Here is an 18,624-nt window from a genome sequence, read left to right on the forward strand (position 1 = left end):
GAAAACACTAAGGCAAAAGCCATATCTAGAATGCTTTATTCATCATTGGACTATTGTCTTTAAGATTTTCAGGCGTAAGACTCGGCAATATTTTTTCTGTTTTATCAAGAAGTGTAGTGATGAAACTTCTGAATAAAATCATTGCGGGAGGATACTTCTCAACAATCATTGAATACATACTTACAGGCCGATATGGAATATCCCCAATTTTATCTTTGTTTAAATCATAGCCTTCGTATTTATCCCAATAGTTATTTTTAAACTGATTCAGTACAAGTGAACCATTGGTTCCTACATCAAATGTATTGCCAGTGAAATTATTATATTCTAGAATTACATCGGCACAGCTTGCCTGAATTTTTAAGGCCCAGCCATTGTTTTCAAATACATTTCGTTTCATGTGAATACGGTTGGCGCCTTCCATAAAAATGGCACTGGTATTTTTAGTAAAATAATTGCCTTCCATATAACCATCAGATATTTCTTTGAGCAAAATACCATGAGCCGCATCGCCCCAATTCTCTTCAAAATAATTGCTAAACATTTTAATTCTGTTAGAGTACATCACTGATACCCCCGAACCATTATTTCTAAAAACATTGTTCACATACATATCATCATTCGAAAACATAAAATGCAAGCCATAGCGAATATTGTTTTTAGATATATTCCGCCAGATCACTGAATTTTTAACGAATTCGAAATATATACCATCTCGGTGCCCAGAAATATTATTACCAATAATTCTTAAACTATCCCCTTTCCAACAGTGGATACCATTACCACTTTGCTGCTCTTCTATGCTGATGGCTTTCAGCGTATTATTTTCAATGATGCAATTCATTCCATTCTGGATATAAATTCCAAAAAATGTATCTTCAAGGATATTATTGCTGATCACCACATTCTGGCTATCATATACTTTTATTCCACTCAGATCTTCCAGACTTGAAATGCCGCTATGTATCAGCTTAAATCCGTCAACAACTACATCATTAGCTTTTACAGAGATTATTTCATACTTCCGTTCACCATTCAGAATAGGTAGACCAATGCCCTTGAGTACAATGCTTTTATTAATTATTAAATTCTGTTCACTATAAATTCCTGAATCAACAAGTATTGTATCGCCATTTGTAGCGGCAATGATAGCTGATCTTATATTTTTATGAGTACGTTTTGCACCCGCATAAATAGTATATGCAGATGCATTGAAATTTAAAATACTGCAAATTATAAGGAAGAAATATCTCACTTCTGCATGTCCTCCCATGTTATGACATTACCATAAAATTTAGGTAAAGCCTTTGCCAAACTAGCTTCCTGACTAAAAGCGGCAATATTGCCATTCATCGGACTTTTCAAATCGGGGCTTTGAAGAAAAAATGCGTTTTTTGCATCAATCAGATTATTCGGATCAGAGAAATCAACAAAGTATATTCCGGCAATATCTTTGGGTGCAATTGTGCCTTCTTTCAAAAACTGGATAACACAGTGCTCATCGTCAAACTTATAGATCTTACTTTTTGTAGTCACTATTTCTGCGCCAAATCTATGATCACTAATAGTCATTTTACAAAAGTCGCAGTTATCTTTTCCTATACGGATGGGCACAGGTTCTGTACTGCAAGAACTGAACAGCATGGCCACAAGCATAATGACAGAAATTTTGAGAGTAGTTGACTTATTAGAACCTGCTTTAACCTTCTTCCATTCAAGAACAACACCTACTAATAATACCAGACCGGCACCTATAAATATCCAACCACCTGTATCCGGTACCGAATATGCTCCAAAATTCAATAATTGCTTGAAACCAATCAATGGAGGCTGATAGGCCATACCCGGCACAATGATGGCTGCATTTGGATCAAGATTATGCCCATAATCATATTCCCACCTCCAAAAATCAACCATGGCGAGCACTCCAAATGTTACAAACAAGCCAAGCAGGGTAAACATTAGTTTTCTGCCTGCCAGGATAGCCGTAAGAATAAACAAGCCTGCAAAAAATAAAATAATACCAGGCAACACCTTAAATTCAACAAAATCATCGGCATGAAGGGTCTTCATTCCGATATAATGATTCAGTCCGTTAATTATATCTACACTACCCGATAATTTATGAGCATGAATCAATAGCGTCAAACCCTCCGGATACTGTGGTGCGGTGAGTTCAATTCTCCAGATCGGAGTAAACAAAACCGCTACCAAAGAAAATCCAGCAATAAGAATCGCTATTCTGCTAGAATCGGCAATTTTATTATTGTTCATCATTAATTAGTATAGAAAGAGAGATATAAGAATGCTGAAAGCATATCCCATATCTCTCTTCTGTGGATGAGTATTATTTCTTGGTATTTGGTACTGAAGTGCCAGATTTAGCCATGTTTGTTCCTGTACTGAAACTTATTGGCACATTACTGCCTGCAGGCGATACCCTAACATATCCAGACATTTCTTGGTGAAGTGCACTACAAAAGTCAGTGCAATACATTGGGTACATACCCGCTTTTAATGGTACCCATTTTAAGGTTGTAGTTTCACCGGGCATAACCAGAAGCTCTGAATTTAAAGCCCCTTTAATTGCAAATCCGTGTGGAACATCCCAATCCTGCTCCAGGTTAGTGGTATGGAAATAAACTTCATCACCCACTTTTATCCCTTCAATATTATCAGGAGTTAAATGAGAGCGCATCAATGTCAGGTTTACATGTACCTTATTCCCCTGTCTAAAAACTTTGGCTTCACCTTCTCCCTTGGCAACATAAGGATGATTATTTTCTTCGATCTTGAAAAATTTTACAGACCTGTCTTTGATCACACTTGCGGCAACACCTTGGGCATAATGCGGTTCACCAATAGTAGGAAAATCTAATAATAACTGCATTTTATCGCCACTAATATCATAAAGCTGAGCACTTTGAGACAACTCTGGCCCGGTTGGTAAATAACGGTCTTTAGTGATCTTATTATAAGCAACCAGGTATTTTCCGGTTGGCTTTTTAGAATCTCCACCAGGAATCATCAGGTGACCAACAGAATAATAAGTAGGAACTCTGTCTAGTACTTTAAGGTCTTTCACATTCCATTTTACAACTTCACTGGATACGAACATGGATGTATAGGCATTTCCTTTATCATCAAATTCTGTGTGCAATGGTCCTAAACCTGGTTTTTTAACCTCACCATATAATGCTGCTTCGTACTTGATCACAGGAATGCCATCATATACACCGTCAAATGCTTTTTCAGCAATTGCTTTTTGAATCTTATCAAAACTGAATACTGGAATCAATGCGGCCAATTTACCACTACCAACAATGTATTCTCCTGTTGGGTCGACATCGCAACCATGCGGAGATTTAGGGCATGGAATCATATAAACTAAACCCGGATGATCTTTCATATCAAGCACAGTTACTTCGGTTTTAATTATTGAGCTTGCTGTATGAGTACTTTCATCAAAACGATTGCTTGCATATTTGGTTTTTTGCTTACGACCTTTTCCTTCTTTGATCAATTTTTCAGCCAACTTCCAGTTTACAGCCATAATAAAATCTTTATCCCGTTTAGAAGCATTTACTTCTAATAGTGTGCTTGCCTGTTCTGTATTATACGTACTGAAGAAAAACCATCCATTCGATTTACCTTTACCTGCATGGCTTAGATCGAAGTTTACTCCGGGGCCTTGAATCTGAAAGGCAACATCCATATTGCCATTTTCTTTATCAACGCTCACAAAGCTTATGGTTCCTTTAAAGTTATCCTTATAGGTATTGATAGGAACATCTCCATTTTTATCATCAGGGGGGACACTAAATCTTGTCCCGGCAACAATGTATTCAGAGTTTTCAGTAATAAATGGTGAAGAATGATTTCCACCACTATTTGGAAGTTCAAGAATCTCAGAGGTTCTGAAAGTACCTAGATCAATACGGGCAACCCGTGGGGTATTATTTCCATTGGCAAATGCCCATCGGCCATCAATTTCGCCATTGGTCTGTGACATGGAAACGTGGTGAAGATCATCCCATGGAACAATTCCATGCGAGGTGTTCAGCATTGGTTTTGTTTCTTCAGAATAACCCCAGCCTTTTTCCGGATCAACAGAGAAAACAGGAATTACACGGAGTAACCTACCACTGGGAAGGCCATAAACTGAAAGCTGACCACTAAACCCTCCTGACACAAAGTTGTAGTATTCATCATACTTTCCTGGTGCCACATATACTTTTGCAGCCGCATCTCCACTAACTGCAGAACCGGCATTCTTTGGCTTACAAGCATTCATGCTTACTAATAATGCTAGGGCAGCCATGCCCTGGGCATATTTTGAAATTATCTTCATTTGTTTAATTGTATGGTAAGTATTAAAATGGTTTAAAAAAAAATGGACAAAAATTGCTTCATAACATTACTAAATAATAGTTTCAAGTATTTTGAAGTCAGGGCCTAAATCGATGAAAATGATCTATTTCACACCATCATTTTTTCGCATATATTCCAAAAGATTCCTAGCATCTTCATCAGAAAGATTTTGATTAGGCATTCGAACCAGACAAAGTTCAAGCTGTGCCTGCACTTCAGGATCTTTGTCAATCATTACATCTGTATTAGTAATAAAATTCATGATCCACTCAGGCTTACGACGCTGTGTTACTCCAGACCAACCTGGTCCCACTAGTTTCTCAGTTGTAGTTTTATGACAGCTAGTACATTTCACCTGTGCAACCTTATCTCCTAAAGCTGCTTTGGCAGGATCAATAGTAGCTCCCAATTCAACACTGGTGAATTTGCCCTCACCTCTATGGGGGTCATAGGATGGATTTTCACTTTCTGTTTTAGAAGCTTCAGCTTCAGAAGATTCATCAGATGTTGATTCTGAATTATTGCTTGCCCCACAAGATGCAAATGCGGCGATTAGGAATGCTACCAAACTTAGTACAAGAAGTTTTTTCATTTTACCAGATTTAGATTAAGAATAAATTTGTTGTACAAGTTTAGATAAGACCTAAAAATCATTTTATGCGTTCAATCATAAATGATAAATGTCATTTAATTAAATAAGCAGAGTCATAATTTAGAAATCATACCCGACTTAATTTTGGATATCAATTTTACATCTCAGGATATGATAGATATTAACTTATTACTTGCATGGGGTGCAACCTATAAGAAAGTTGGAGTCAATGAAACCGTCTTTAATGAAGGCCAGCAATGCAGCTATTATTATCAAATTGTAAGCGGCACAATTAGATGGTTGAATATTAATGAAGACGGCAGAGAATGCATCCATTATATTGCCGAGTGTGGCGAGTCATTTGGTGAATTTCCTCTCTTTGATGATGGGCCATATGCAGCTTCGGCCATTGCAAATTCAGAGTCAATACTGATCAGGCTCTATAAACCCGTATTTCTAGATTTATTAAATGAAAAGAATACACTGTTATTTGAATTTACCCGCTTACTAACAAAAAGATTACGATTTAAATATTCTGTAATTAAGTCTTTTGGTTCAAATTGTCCTGAAGAAAGAATCATCAATCTTATCAAAAATCTAAAATTAGAAAGCAAGAATTATTGCGCTGAATGTGATCAGTTGAAATTGACCAGACAGCAAATTGCAGACATGACAGGGCTTAGGGTAGAGACCGTTATTCGAACCATGCGTTACATGCATGCAAAAGGTGATATAACAATCTCTAGAGGTAAAGTCTTTTGCAAGGATATGACTGAAATCATAATGGCTTAACACGTCTATAGCTATTTTTGAAAAAAAAAGAATGAGTACCTTTTTATCAAAATGGCTTAGTATTTCATTTCTGAACCTATTTCTCGTTGCTTTTCTAGGTTTGATACTGAGATATAAGATCGCCTTTTACCTTCCGTTTTTGAATCAGAAATATATTCTGCACAGTCATTCTCACTTTGCATTTTCAGGATGGATCACTCAAAGCCTGATGGTCTTGCTAATCTATTACCTAAGTTCAAAAATTGGTGAACAGGTATTTGAAAAATATCGGCCTGTGCTTTATGCAAATCTAATCTGCTCGTATGGTATGCTAATTTCCTTTATTATTCAGGGCTACGGTTTATTGTCAATCAGTTTTTCAACACTTTCAATACTTGTAACTAGTGTATTTACAATTTATTTTTGGGCAGACCTTAAATGGATAAAGAAAAAAGCTACAAGTATTTTATGGTTTAAAGCCGCTTTAGTATTCGGTATTATTTCGTCAATAGGAGCACTCAGCCTTTCCTATTTAATGGCTAATAAAACAACTGATCAAAACTGGTATCTGGCTTCAATCTATTTCTTTTTACATTTTCAGTATAATGGATGGTTTTTATTTGCTGGTATGGGGCTATTAACCGACAAGCTGGAATTTCTAATTCATGAGCAAAAAAAATTAAACGCAATATTCTACCTATTTTTTTTCGCTTGCATTCCTGCCTACTTTTTATCTATTCTATGGATACCATTCAATGTAATTATTTACCAAATACTAATTTTAGCTGTTATTTTACAACTCATTGCCTGGGCTATCATGTTGAATATTTTTTTTAAAAATAGCAGAGCAATAAGTAAAAAATTCAGTAGTCAAGGCAAGTCAATTTTGATTCTTTCGGCCATTGCCTTTACCATTAAGTTATTACTTCAATCAGGCTCTATTCATCCGGCTCTTAGTCAGTTATCGTATGGATTCAGACCCATCATTATTGGCTACCTACATCTTGTATTGTTAGGGGTAACTAGCATTTTCATAATTGGATATATTATTTCTTTTAAATTAATAATTACTAATAAATTAGCAATAAAAGGCATTATTGTCTTTATAGCAGGTATTATAATTAACGAATTACTATTAATGACACAGGGAGTTGCTGCTCTGAGCTATATAGCCATACCCTACATTAATGAAATGCTATTGGTAGCTGCCATGATACTGTTTATTGGCACGATAACTATTTCTTTAGGTATTTCAAGGTCAATTCAGTAAAACCTGTGGAATGGAGTAGAGGGTAGAGGGTAGAGAGTATAGGGTAGAGGGTATAGGGTATAGGGTATAGAGATAATTGGTATAGAGATAATTGGTTCAAAAAGGCTAGACCTTGAAAATGATTTTTTTAAACATCACCGGATAATTGTAACCGCCCCCGAAATAACTTTTCGCCCTTTTGTTTTGGGATCAATGATATAATAATAAGTACCCATTGGCAGATCTGATCCATTCATTTGTCCTTTCCATGGCTGAGCATAACCTTTTATACTATAGTAAACCACTGAGCCATACCTGCTAAATACTTTTACAGATGCATTCGCATAACTTTCAAGGTATTTTATATTCCAGATATCATTAACCCCATCGCCATTGGGTGTAAACGCGTTTGGCACTTCAGGCGATTTTAATACTTTAACAAATATGGCATCAACAGAAACACAGCCTTGGTCTGAGGTAACGGTTAAAACATAGGTGACATCATCCAGCGGACTTGCCACGGGGTCAAGAATATCATCTCGGCTTAATCCTAAAGAAGGAGCCCACTTATAGGTCAGGTTATTTCCTGATGCAATTGCATTTAATTTTACCTCTCCTCCCTGCAGAATAATAGTATCTCTACCAGCAAATAAAGCTGGAGTTGGCATCACCAGTATTTCTCTAGATAGGGAATCTGCACAGCCATTGTTTGCAGTAAATACATATTTAATGGTATGCTTACCCAAGCCAGCCTGAGCCGGACTAAATATACCGCTAGCCGAAACCCCATTTCCTGAATAAATACCAATACCGGCTTGAGCATTCTTTTCGGAGGCCTGTGTAAGCATGAATGGAGGTACTTCCTGGCAAACATCAGGAATACTAGAAAAAACTACTTCAGGCGCTGATTTTAGGGTAATGGTTTGAATTTCTTCATCATTACAAACGCCTCCTGAATAGGCCAGCATTCTTACTATAAATTGCTTGCTCGCAGGAGCACTGAAAATCGGATACTGAATTCTGTATTCCTTACCGGGAAAAGGATTTTCATCAAGCAATTTAAAACTTAGATCACCTCCATAATCAAAAAACCATTCTATCTTTCCTATGGTTCCAAAATCAACGGTTGATGTATTTCTAAAAACAACTTCCTTATTACTGCAAAGTTGAGTGTTATTTAAAACAAGGAAATCTGCCTTAGGTACGGCACCGCTTACTTGAAAAGACTTCATAATCTTAGTCACACAACCCGATACTGAAGTTACGGTTAAGGTTACCTGGTAGGTGCCAGCAATGGTATACTTATGAGTTGGATTTTTTAAAATTGATGAATTTAAGCTCCCAGAAACAGGATTTCCAAAATCCCATGAATAAGATAATACTGAACCATCTGCAATAGTTGAAGAATCTGTAAACTGAGCAAACGTATCTCGAATACAAATTTCAGGTATACCAAAGTTTACGATAGGAACTGGATTAATCACAATAGATTTTACAAACACAATACTTTCACAGCCTTTATCAGTCACAAGTTTCAATTTAACGTTATAAGTGCCTGCTAAAACATATTTATGTGAAAATGGAGCTGCCGAAGTCTTTTCTTCAAGGGTACTGCCATCACCAAAATCCCAAGTCCATTTTATGATATTCCCTTCTGCAGTGGTTGAAAGGTCTGTAAAAGTTATATCCTTACTTTCGCAGGTTGGCAAACTTGCACTAAAATTTACCACCGGAAGTGCAATAACTTTAATAGTTTGAGTAGCTACTTCTGATTGGCATCCGGTATCACCTTCAACCATCAACTTAACAGTATAATTACCGCTAGCAGCATATTTATGTGTTGGATTTTGGTCTGTGGAAAATTCACTATCTCCAAAATCCCAAAACCATTTTTTTATAATTTTACCGTTACCCTGACTTGCATCGGTAAAAGTTATCGTAGAATTAACACAAGTTTGAAGAGTTGTTGTATATACTGCTGAAGGCTTATTAAAGATCTCAAATTCAAAACTGACAACTTCCAAACCATTACATCCTGATGGATTCGGATTAATTGCAACTGCAGTAATTAAATATTTACCTGCTGTAGCATATACAGGATCTGCTTTAGGATAATTATAACTGTAAATGGTTCGACCATCTATTAGCGAAGTGGTGAATGCAGGAGCAGATTGAGTAAATGGCCCATTACCATCATTCATATCCCAAACAATATTAGAAGTCTGGTATGGAAGCTTGAGCATAAATTTAGAGGGTTGGTTTACGCAGCCCGAAGAAATTGTTACATTAGATGGAGTTTTGGCGGTGATATTCTGAAATAGATTCTTTACATCAGCACCGGCGAGATAAGCATATGACTCAACACTACCATATCCGTATGCAATTGCAACAAAGCCTCCACTGGCAACAATTCTATGCTGATCTTGCGAGGTACTAACATCAATAATAACATATGAATACTCGGCATCAATAGTTTTAAATCCAGAAACAGCGAGTCCATCTACCTTTAATGTTGGAGCGTCAACGGTTTTAAGTATAATATTCAAATAGTATTTACTAATGTTTGTTCTCACCCCTGGAACACTTATCAGCTTAGAAAACACAGTAATGTCGCTCAAAGTCTGCTCAATTGGATTCAGGATGGTCATTTCAGGATCGCCCGGAAATGTAACAGCAAGCCGGTTTGAGGCATTGCAATTTTGTGCAGATTGATACTGAGCCACTCCTATAGGCTTATCTGCTTTAACAATACTAGGTGTATTTGTAAAATAGGTGATAATACTTCCTTTCCTATACGGATTGGCAAGAGCCGTTCCAAAAGCTGATGCAGAACTTCCATTTACAGAAATATTCGTATTATCTTCTGATACAATGATTCGGATTGCATCAATATTACCATTTTCAGTATTATAAAAAGGTGCGGTTACAAAATTCTTTCCCCATGCAGAAACAGGAAAAAGTTGCTGATATAAATTATCTCCGCCGCTTGGAGCTGGTTTACCAGGAATAGTAACATTCGGGTTGGTAAGCGTATTTCCATCTTCACAAAATGCCGCCCAAGTATTTCCAGAAAAAACTGCTATGGGTTTACAAGTACCCAATGTCTTGATAATGGATCCTGAAACATCATTTGTTGACTGATATTGATAAACGTCTCCCTTGTTTAATTTTACAGGGATCTTAAAAGTTGTATTTGCAGTCCTTAGGCCGCTAGTGCTACTAACTGTGGGAGTTATCTCTATTTCCGTGTCATCTTCAACAGCCACAATAGTAAATTCAGATTTTGCATTACCATTTTGTGACCCCCCGGCATTTTGATAAGAAAAAGCATAATATTCTCTTCCAAGCGATTTAGTTGGCAGTATTAAACTTCCGGCGGTTCTGGCACTATTAGAAATTACTGCGTAAACTGATATTGGGCTACCTGATGTAATATGAATACCCTTATTAATTTCTACAAGATCAGAGCTTGCTATATGTACATCAAAAACAGTAGGGTCGATAAATACAGGAGTTATACTATTGGCAGTAATTGTACCTGATGCAATAGTCTGACCTAGACCCTCTACCTTATAGGTGGTAGTTATATCAGAAGATAGGAACAAGGTCATTTTGGATACTTTACCATCAATATGACCTGAATATGCAACCCAAAAATCAGTTCCTTTATTGGAGGTATTTTGAGCAATTGCAAATGAAGAAAGGCCTAAAATCAAGCCAAGAATTACTAGAAATATTCCTGAAAACTGCTTCAAAATTATTTTTTAATTTATTGTAAAAGGCTTTTTATATAATGGAACTAAAACTACGAAAACAATTTCTAAAGCGTTAAACAAATAGTAATCGAAAAGTTGAATACTTAAATTACAATTACGAAATCTAGAAAGTTTTGAGTTTGGAATGGTTAATCCATTCTTACAAATTTAACTAAAGAAGGTTTATCAATTGGTAATTTCTGTCCGGTTGGCGTTAATTTTCCACTAACCGGGTCACGTTTAAATACGATAATCTCATTGGTAACCTGACTTGTTGAAAGCAGCCAGTTGCCACTTGGGTCAATATCAAATGTACGCGAGCTTTTACCAAAAGAAGGCTGCTTGGCAATAAGGCTTAACATTCCTGTTTTTTGATCAATGGAATAGATCGCAATTTCATTTACCGTACTTCTTGTACTGGCATACAGAAATTTACCATCATCAGAAACATGAATATCTGCACCATGACCAGGGCCGGCAAAACCATCAGCTAGCATGGAAACTGACTGAATTTGGTTCAGATGACCCTTATTATAGTTGAATGCATACACTTTAGAGTTAATCTCTGTTACTACGTAGAAAAATTTCTTATTCGGATGAAAAGTACTGTGTCGCGGACCGGCACCAGGATCCAAAGTTATAAAAGGCTGTGCTGCCACCGACAAAGCCAAAGGCCTTTTCTTTGCATCAAAATGGTAAATATTAATCTTATCTGTTCCCAGATCAGCTGTTAAAACATATTTATTGTCGGGAGATACCACTGCTGAGTGTACAAAAGGTTTTTTTCTTGCAATGCTGCTACCCTGATGTTTAATATCTTGAATATCAGAACCCAAGGTACCATTAGCTTCAATAGGCAAGGCAGTGATGGAACCTCCGCCATAATTTGCAGCGAACACATAGTTTCTGTTGGCATCAACTGAAATATGTGTAGGCCCATTACCGCCTGAAGGCTGGCTATTTAATACTTGCAGATCGCCAGTTTTGGGATTGAATGCCAATGCACTAATCTTGCTCTCCTTAGCTTCAGTTACAGAATAAACAAATTTTCGGTCAGGCGAAACTGCAAAATAGGAAGGACTTTCAAGAACAACTTTTGACTTATAGGTAATGGCTCCATTCTTACTATCAAACTCATAAACATAAATGCCTTCACTTTTTCCAGGAGATGTATAGGTTCCAACTAACATATGGTATTTCTCACTTTGTGCAAATACGCTTGATGAAAGCAATATTAGAACACAAAAAACTGTAATTTTTCTTAATTCCATTTTCAGTATCAATTTTTTAAAAAATAAAAGTAAGATAAAAAACATTTTTCCTGATTTTAATTGTGATGTAAAATACTTTAATCCAGAAATGTAAAAAATTTGAACAAGCCACAGGGAATATTGCTTATACAATGCTCTTGATTCTCATTTTTTCTATTATGATCAATTGAGGCTAAGTTTTAGAAATAATTTCCAAGCCACTACAGATATAAATTAATTTATTTTATATTTATGGGTACGTACACATTCATCCTATGAGAATAAAAATTAGTTTTTTCCTTGTATTCAATACGCTTGTATTGTTAAACGCTTATTCCCAAAAAACAGTTGAAGTGATTCCACTGTCTGATAAAAGTGGATTTACAGTTAAAACCTCTAGTAAACACTTAGGCAATGGATTTTATGACCATGGTGTTGCCTCGCCAATAAGTAATCACCGTGGCGTAGTCTCAACAGTTGATGGGGATGGGAAAAATGTTGTCCTCGTTTGGCTTTTTGATCATCGAGGTGGATATTCTTTATTGATGATCGATGCAGAAAGTGGAAAAAGTGAAGAGTTCCCAATAACATTTGATCCGAAACAGGATACGCCTTATGCATCCATCCTTTCTAGAGATAATAAGTTTTATACCCTATTTAGAGACCATTTTGTTGAATTCGACCCGGTAAAGAGAGCATTTACGTTCACCGGAAAAACGATGTCACAAATGGCAATGTCTATGACAGAAGATGACCAAGGTAACATATGGTCAGTAACCTACCCCAATAGCGGAATTGTTTCTTTTACCCCCAAAACTAAAGTGCTAAAAGATTATGGATACGTGCACAGCGAAAACTGGAGACAATACCAACGCTCCATTGCAGCAGATGATACTGGCTGGATTTATTTTGGATTAGGTAATGCCTCCAGCCAGATCCTTTCTTTTAATCCTCAAACTGGAAAATCGGTAGGAATATTGCCTCAAAATGAACGAAAGTTGGGCACTGCCTCTGTGTATAGAGATGAGAATGGCAAAGTATATGGTAGAACATTAGAATCAACTGATAATGAGTGGTATGAACTCTACAAAGGTGAAGCAAAAAAAATAGGCGAGCATAAAGCAGTAAAACCTAAAAAATATATCAGTGGTGCGCAAAGTCTGTTTTACAGAAACTTTCCGGATGGAACCATTTTAAAAGACCTTGACCTAGTTAACCGGATTCTTACCACCGAAAATCCGAATACTAAGGCCTTAAACAACGTTAGTTTTAACTATACCAGTGATGGTGCAATAGTTATGGGCATTGGAACTGCACCAGATGGGACAATAGTTGGCGGAACAGCATTCCCAATGCGATTTTTTAATTACGATCTTAAAAATGATAAATGGGTAAACCGGGCAGCTTTAGGACAGTTCAATGCGCTGGTCAACCAGAACAAAAAAGTGTATTTCGGTGTCTATTCAGGCGGTCATCTTATTGAATGGGATCCGTACAAACCTTGGATAGCTACCAGTTTAACCAACAAAACATCTAATCCTGTTCACTTAACTACCGTATCTCCCACAATTATCCGCCCGTACCGTATCATATCACATTCTGACGAGAAAACAATCATCATGGGAGGTACCCCTCAGTATGGTGCTACGGGTGGTGGCTTGTTATTTTATGATAATGAAGCTAAAACCAAAGTCCTTTTATCAGACTCGGCTGTGGTTATTAACCAAAGCAGTATGAGCCTGGTTCCTTTACCAGATGGCAAACTTTTAGGTGGCACAACTACATCGCCGGGAACAGGCGGTGAAAAGAAAGCAAAAGAAGCTTTGTTATACATCATGGATATGGCAAGCAAGAAAGTAGAATGGCAGTTTGCCGCATTCCCTGGTGCTCAAGAATACAGCGAAATGCGTTTGATGCCCGGTGGTTTAGTTTATGGCATTGCCGATAAAAAAACGTTTTTCGTTTTTGACCCAAAATCTAAACAAATAACCCATACCAAAGATATAGCCGCTGAATATGGCCCTACAACCGCAGAGCAGAGCCCCAGAATCTTTGTCAATGGTCCAGCAGGAGAATTATATATTCTTTTTGGCCAAGGAGCTATCGTGCAAGTTATACCCAATAACTATGAAATGAAATTAATTGCAACAGCTCCAGGCCCGATCAAAGCAGGAGGTGATTATGCCGACGGTAGAATATTCTTCGTTAGCGGATCTCATCTTATGAGCTACAAACTAAAATAAGATGACATTAACTAATTTTCTCTCTGAATAAATTAAAAATATCTATGCAACGAATAGTTTTTTTATCACTTGGCATTCTTGTTTTATCGGCACTTTCAATCAACGTGCATGCCCAAAGGCAGTATGGAGGATTTTATACCCGCGAAAAAATAAACAACCTTCAAAACAACACCCAAAAACATGACTGGGCACGCGAATTAAAGGACATTACAGTCAAAAAAGCTGAACCATGGATTTCCATGAGCGATGATTACCTATGGGAAATGGTGCCCGGACAAAATACACCACGCTGTATCGATGTTACCCTTGACAGGGTTGCCAAGGGGCCAAAATTACTGGGATGTTTGAAGTGTGGTATGGAGGTACTTAAATATGGTAATTATCCGTATAATCCTGAATTTGAAGATAAGCCATGGAAGTTAACCTGTCCTTCTTGCAAGAGCGTGTTCCCTACCAATGATTTTGGCAAATTTTACACCAGCGCAATTGATGAACGTGGGCAGTTTGATGCAACTAAAGGCGACAAAAGCTTATTATTTAATGAAGCACACCCTGACCCATCAGACCCAATGCATAAATATGGAGTAGATGATGGATTCGGTTATATTGATCAAAACGGACGTTCTCATAAATTTATAGGTTATTATGTTTGGAAAAAGTGGGACTATATCAGCTCTGGATTAAGCATATTGGCTGATGCTTACCTCTACAGTGGCGATAAAAAATATGCCCGCAAAGCAGCTATCCTTTTAGACCGCATCGCTGATGTTTATCCAGAAATGGACTGGAAACCCTACGGCGACAAGGGATGGTACCATTCTGATGGTGGGATATACATGGGAAAGATTCATGGTTCCATCTGGGAAACAAGCATTGTTACTTCATTTGCTGATTCATACGACAAGATTTTAAGCGGCACGGTCAACAATACAGAGCTTTACAGTTTCCTGAAAAAACAAAGCCAGAAATACAGTATTGGAGAAAAAGGCAATCGCGAATTATTTATTAATAACGTAGATAACGGACTCTTAAGAACTGCATATAAGGCTATTTTATCAAAGCAGATTAGAGGTAATCAGGGAATGCAGCAGCTGACTATGGCCACTTGCGCACTGGCTTTAGACTCACAACCAGAAACTAATTTATGGCTTGATTGGATATTTGCTGCCAATGGAGGAAACATTCCTGGCTTGATGATCACAACATTTGATAGAGATGGAACATCAAACGAAGGAGCTCCGGGATATGCGTTAATGTGGGGTAGGCTGGTTACGCAAGTTGCAGAACGCTTGCAAGGATATCCAGCCTATACCAAACATAATATCATTAAGGAATTCCCTCAGTTTAATACTACCTTTCTTGTAGCTTACCGTATGGCAGCATTAGGAATAGCCATTCCAAATATGGGCGACAGTGGTTCAACAGGTACAGTTAGCAATGCTTATGCAGATCCGAAATTCATTGCAAAGGGCTATGCCTTTACCAAAGATCCGGAATTCGCAAAGGCTGCATATAATGCCAATAATAACTCGGCTGATAAGCTTGGAAGAGATCTATTCTCTGCTGATCCCGATGCAATCAGCAAAGAGATACAAAAAATCGGTGAGAAAGCTGGGATAAGAGCCGAAGGAGGTTATTTATTGAGTGGCCTCGGACTGGCATTACTTGAAAACGGACGAGGAAATACTGGGGTAGCCATTGCAAATAATTATGGCAGAACAATCATGCACGCGCATCCAGATCTAATGAACTTTGACCTTTTTGCCTTTGGAAAGTGGCTAGCACCAGACCATGGTTATCCTGAATTTGCCACTAATATCCCAAGTAACAGAGATTGGACAGGAAGTACTGTTTCTCATAACTTGGTTTTTGTTAATCAAAAGCCTCAAAAAGAGATATGGGGCGGGCATACCAAATTATTTAAACAATTAAAGGGTTTTGGAGTGTTTGAAATCGATGGTAAAAAGGCGTATCCCGACCTTAAAGAATACCAAAGAACCATGTTCTTAATCGATGCAGGTGCAGACAGCAATGCCTATGCAATAGACATCTTTAAGGTTTCTGGAGGACAGGATCATTTATATAGTTTCCATGGTCCGCCTGGAGAGATCAGCAATAATGGTCTACACTTAACTGCACAAAAAACTGGAACCTATGCCGGCCAAAATATTGAAAAAGGTCTTGCTGCCAATGGTTTCCCTCAGGGTTATTCCTTTTTTTATAATGTAAAACGTGATTTGAAACCGCCTGCAAATAGTATGTTAGACTGGAAAGTTGAAACCGGTTATAGAGGATTAAAAGCAGGTGAAAATATACATCTTAGAATGTACTCTTTAACACAGTCAGATGACATTGCTCTAGCAGACGGAGACCCACCACAAAATAAACCGGGCAATCCTAAGACACTAGGTTATGTGCTGATGCATCGCAAGGGTGAAAACCTTAACAGCACCTTCGTTTCAGTATTTGAACCTTACAAAGAAAAACCATTTATTAAATCAGTTAAACGTATTGATAATGGAGATGAGTCGCAGATAGCCCTTGAAATTGAACATAATAATGGAAGCATCGATTATGTGCTGTATAATCCGTCGACAGAAAAATTAATGAAGCTAGCAGATAGCATCAATATGTCAGGCAATATCGGCTTCATCAGAAAACAGAAGGGTCAGGTCGTAAAATCTTTGATCATTAATGGAAATTCATTGAGCCACGGAAGCATGTCTCTTAAATCTGCCGGACAAATCAGGGGCAAAATAGTTAAGATGAATAAGAATCCTTCAGGCAGTGGATGGGTACTCGTAGATCAGATTCTGCCAGAAAATGGCAGCCTGAACGGCGAACAACTTGTTATTGCCAATAAAGGCGAAAGAGATGCAACATATACTATCAAGAGCATTAAACGTGAGGGGAAATACAGTAAAATTGAATGCGGTCCAATAACTTTTGCCATCGGCTTAAAAAATCCTGTAGCGCAAAATTCAAAAGATCCATACGCCAACTACATCTATGAATTTGAGGAAGGCGATTCTTTTTCTATATCAGCTCATAACGAATGGTCTTCTAACAAATAAAATATGACAACAAAAAAAATTAACAGAAGACAATTTGTAGCGGCAGCTTCAATGAGTTCATTAGCTGTGCTAAACATTGGCAATTCGGCTTTAGGAGCTGAATTAAATTCAGAATTTGATTCTGTAAAAAAGGAAAAACCTACCTGGAAAAAAATTGGAGATTCCATTTATGGTGCCAAAGCGGATGAAACTGGCCCTATCGGTGGTGGTAAAGGGTATAAGAATATAATTACCTCAGGCGATTACACAGTAGATAGCCTTGAATCACTGATTGAGGCATTGGCAAAAGCTAAAGCCGGGCAGGTAGTGTTCATCCCCGGAGATAAGATTATAGACATGACTACCTTTATCTATATCGATAAAATCATGCTTAATATCCCAGAAGGAGTTACACTGGCAAGCGATAGAGGGCACAATGGATCAGAAGGTGCCCAGATCACAAGTGATGGTTTAGATACTCCCGGCATGATTCTGGTCAATGGCCCTAATGTCAGAATAAGTGGTATTCGTTTACAAGGCCCAAATCCAAAACGCTATTTAGATCACCATAAACGTGCATTCGGCCCGGGAGGTCCTGGTCATCCTTATTATTATAAATTTCCAACTTCAAATGGAATAAACTGTAAATTTCCCGATCTTGAGGTTGATAATTGTATCATTACTGCGTTCTCGCGTGCTGGGATAAGCCTTCAGGCCGGTACCAGACATCATATACATCATAACCTCATTCACCGTTGCCAGTATAATGGACTTGGTTACGGAGTAAGCCATGATAAGGCAAGTTCAATTATAGAATTTAATCAATTCAATGAAAACAAGCATTCATTGGCCGGTACTGGTAGTCCCGGCTGCGGATATATTGCACGCAATAATGTGGAATTAGGTATTTCATTACAACATAACTTTGATATGCATGGAGGTCGCGACCGAAAAGACAATACAACCATTGCAGGAACTACCATAGAGATATACAATAATACCTTTCTGGGCCCTCTAATGGCTGTTGTGATCCGAGGAGTACCTCAAGATAAATGTGATGTACACCATAACTGGATGCCTACTCATAAGAATGCAAGCTCAGCTGTAAGAGCTGAAGAAAAAACATATACCACCAATAATCTTTATGCCGACGGCAAAGTTGCCTGATTCAACCATTAATCATTTTTTTTTAAAAATATGACAACAAAAAATTTTAACAGAAGACAATTTGTAGCGGCAGCTTCAATGAGTTCATTAGCTGTGCTAAACATTGGCAATTCGGCTTTAGGAGCTGAATTAAATTCAGAATTTGATTCTGTAAAAAAGGAAAAACCTACCTG

11 protein-coding genes are annotated in these 18,624 nt (G+C 37.6%); 5 read left to right on the plus strand and 6 right to left on the minus strand.

Annotated features, from left to right (window positions below):
• Positions 1-25: 25 nt before the first annotated feature.
• The 4 genes from nosD to ACIQZ6_RS00825 form a co-directional block, all read right to left on the minus strand.
• A complete protein-coding gene (nosD, locus tag ACIQZ6_RS00810; protein WP_395807226.1) occupies positions 26-1,273 on the minus strand; it encodes a nitrous oxide reductase family maturation protein NosD in 1,248 nt (415 codons plus the stop codon).
• A complete protein-coding gene (locus ACIQZ6_RS00815; protein WP_395807228.1) occupies positions 1,252-2,277 on the minus strand; it encodes a nitrous oxide reductase accessory protein NosL in 1,026 nt (341 codons plus the stop codon). Before ACIQZ6_RS00815 ends, nosD begins: the two co-directional genes overlap by 22 nt.
• A 70-nt stretch (positions 2,278-2,347) precedes the next feature.
• A complete protein-coding gene (gene nosZ / locus ACIQZ6_RS00820; RefSeq protein ID WP_395807230.1) occupies positions 2,348-4,351 on the minus strand; it encodes a Sec-dependent nitrous-oxide reductase in 2,004 nt (667 codons plus the stop codon).
• Positions 4,352-4,474: 123 nt separating this feature from the next.
• Positions 4,475-4,963, minus strand: a complete 489-nt coding sequence (locus tag ACIQZ6_RS00825) for a c-type cytochrome (RefSeq protein WP_395807232.1) — start codon at positions 4,961-4,963, stop codon at positions 4,475-4,477.
• A 171-nt stretch (positions 4,964-5,134) separates the two neighbouring features.
• On the opposite strand from ACIQZ6_RS00825, the gene ACIQZ6_RS00830 reads away from it, so the two are divergent.
• Positions 5,135-5,755 carry a Crp/Fnr family transcriptional regulator gene (locus tag ACIQZ6_RS00830; RefSeq protein WP_395807234.1) on the plus strand — a complete coding sequence of 207 codons (621 nt, stop codon included), beginning with the start codon at positions 5,135-5,137 and terminating at the stop codon, positions 5,753-5,755.
• A 31-nt stretch (positions 5,756-5,786) separates the two neighbouring features.
• Positions 5,787-7,004 carry a hypothetical protein gene (locus tag ACIQZ6_RS00835; protein WP_395807236.1) on the plus strand — a complete coding sequence of 406 codons (1,218 nt, stop codon included), beginning with the start codon at positions 5,787-5,789 and terminating at the stop codon, positions 7,002-7,004.
• 134 nt (positions 7,005-7,138) lie between these two features.
• On the opposite strand, the gene ACIQZ6_RS00840 is transcribed toward ACIQZ6_RS00835, so the two are convergent.
• Both ACIQZ6_RS00840 and ACIQZ6_RS00845 read right to left on the minus strand, forming a co-directional pair.
• Positions 7,139-10,738, minus strand: a complete 3,600-nt coding sequence (locus ACIQZ6_RS00840; protein ID WP_395807238.1) for a PKD domain-containing protein — start codon at positions 10,736-10,738, stop codon at positions 7,139-7,141.
• A 149-nt stretch (positions 10,739-10,887) separates the two neighbouring features.
• Positions 10,888-12,009, minus strand: a complete 1,122-nt coding sequence (locus ACIQZ6_RS00845; protein ID WP_395807240.1) for a lactonase family protein — start codon at positions 12,007-12,009, stop codon at positions 10,888-10,890.
• Between the two features lie 254 nt (positions 12,010-12,263).
• Between ACIQZ6_RS00845 and ACIQZ6_RS00850 the strand changes: the two genes are divergently transcribed.
• The 3 genes from ACIQZ6_RS00850 to ACIQZ6_RS00860 are packed head-to-tail and all read left to right on the plus strand — an operon-like array spanning position 12,264 to position 18,451.
• Complete coding sequence (locus tag ACIQZ6_RS00850; RefSeq protein ID WP_395807242.1) at positions 12,264-14,231, plus strand: hypothetical protein; 1,968 nt, start codon at positions 12,264-12,266, stop codon at positions 14,229-14,231.
• 44 nt (positions 14,232-14,275) lie between these two features.
• Entirely contained in the window at positions 14,276-17,305 is a 3,030-nt protein-coding gene (locus ACIQZ6_RS00855; protein WP_395807244.1) for a heparinase II/III family protein, read from the plus strand.
• 3 nt (positions 17,306-17,308) lie between these two features.
• Complete coding sequence (locus tag ACIQZ6_RS00860) at positions 17,309-18,451, plus strand: hypothetical protein (protein WP_395807246.1); 1,143 nt, start codon at positions 17,309-17,311, stop codon at positions 18,449-18,451.
• Positions 18,452-18,624 lie beyond the last annotated feature (173 nt).

Source organism: Daejeonella sp. (genome assembly GCF_044348475.1).
Taxonomy (GTDB): Bacteria; Bacteroidota; Bacteroidia; order Sphingobacteriales; family Sphingobacteriaceae; genus Daejeonella.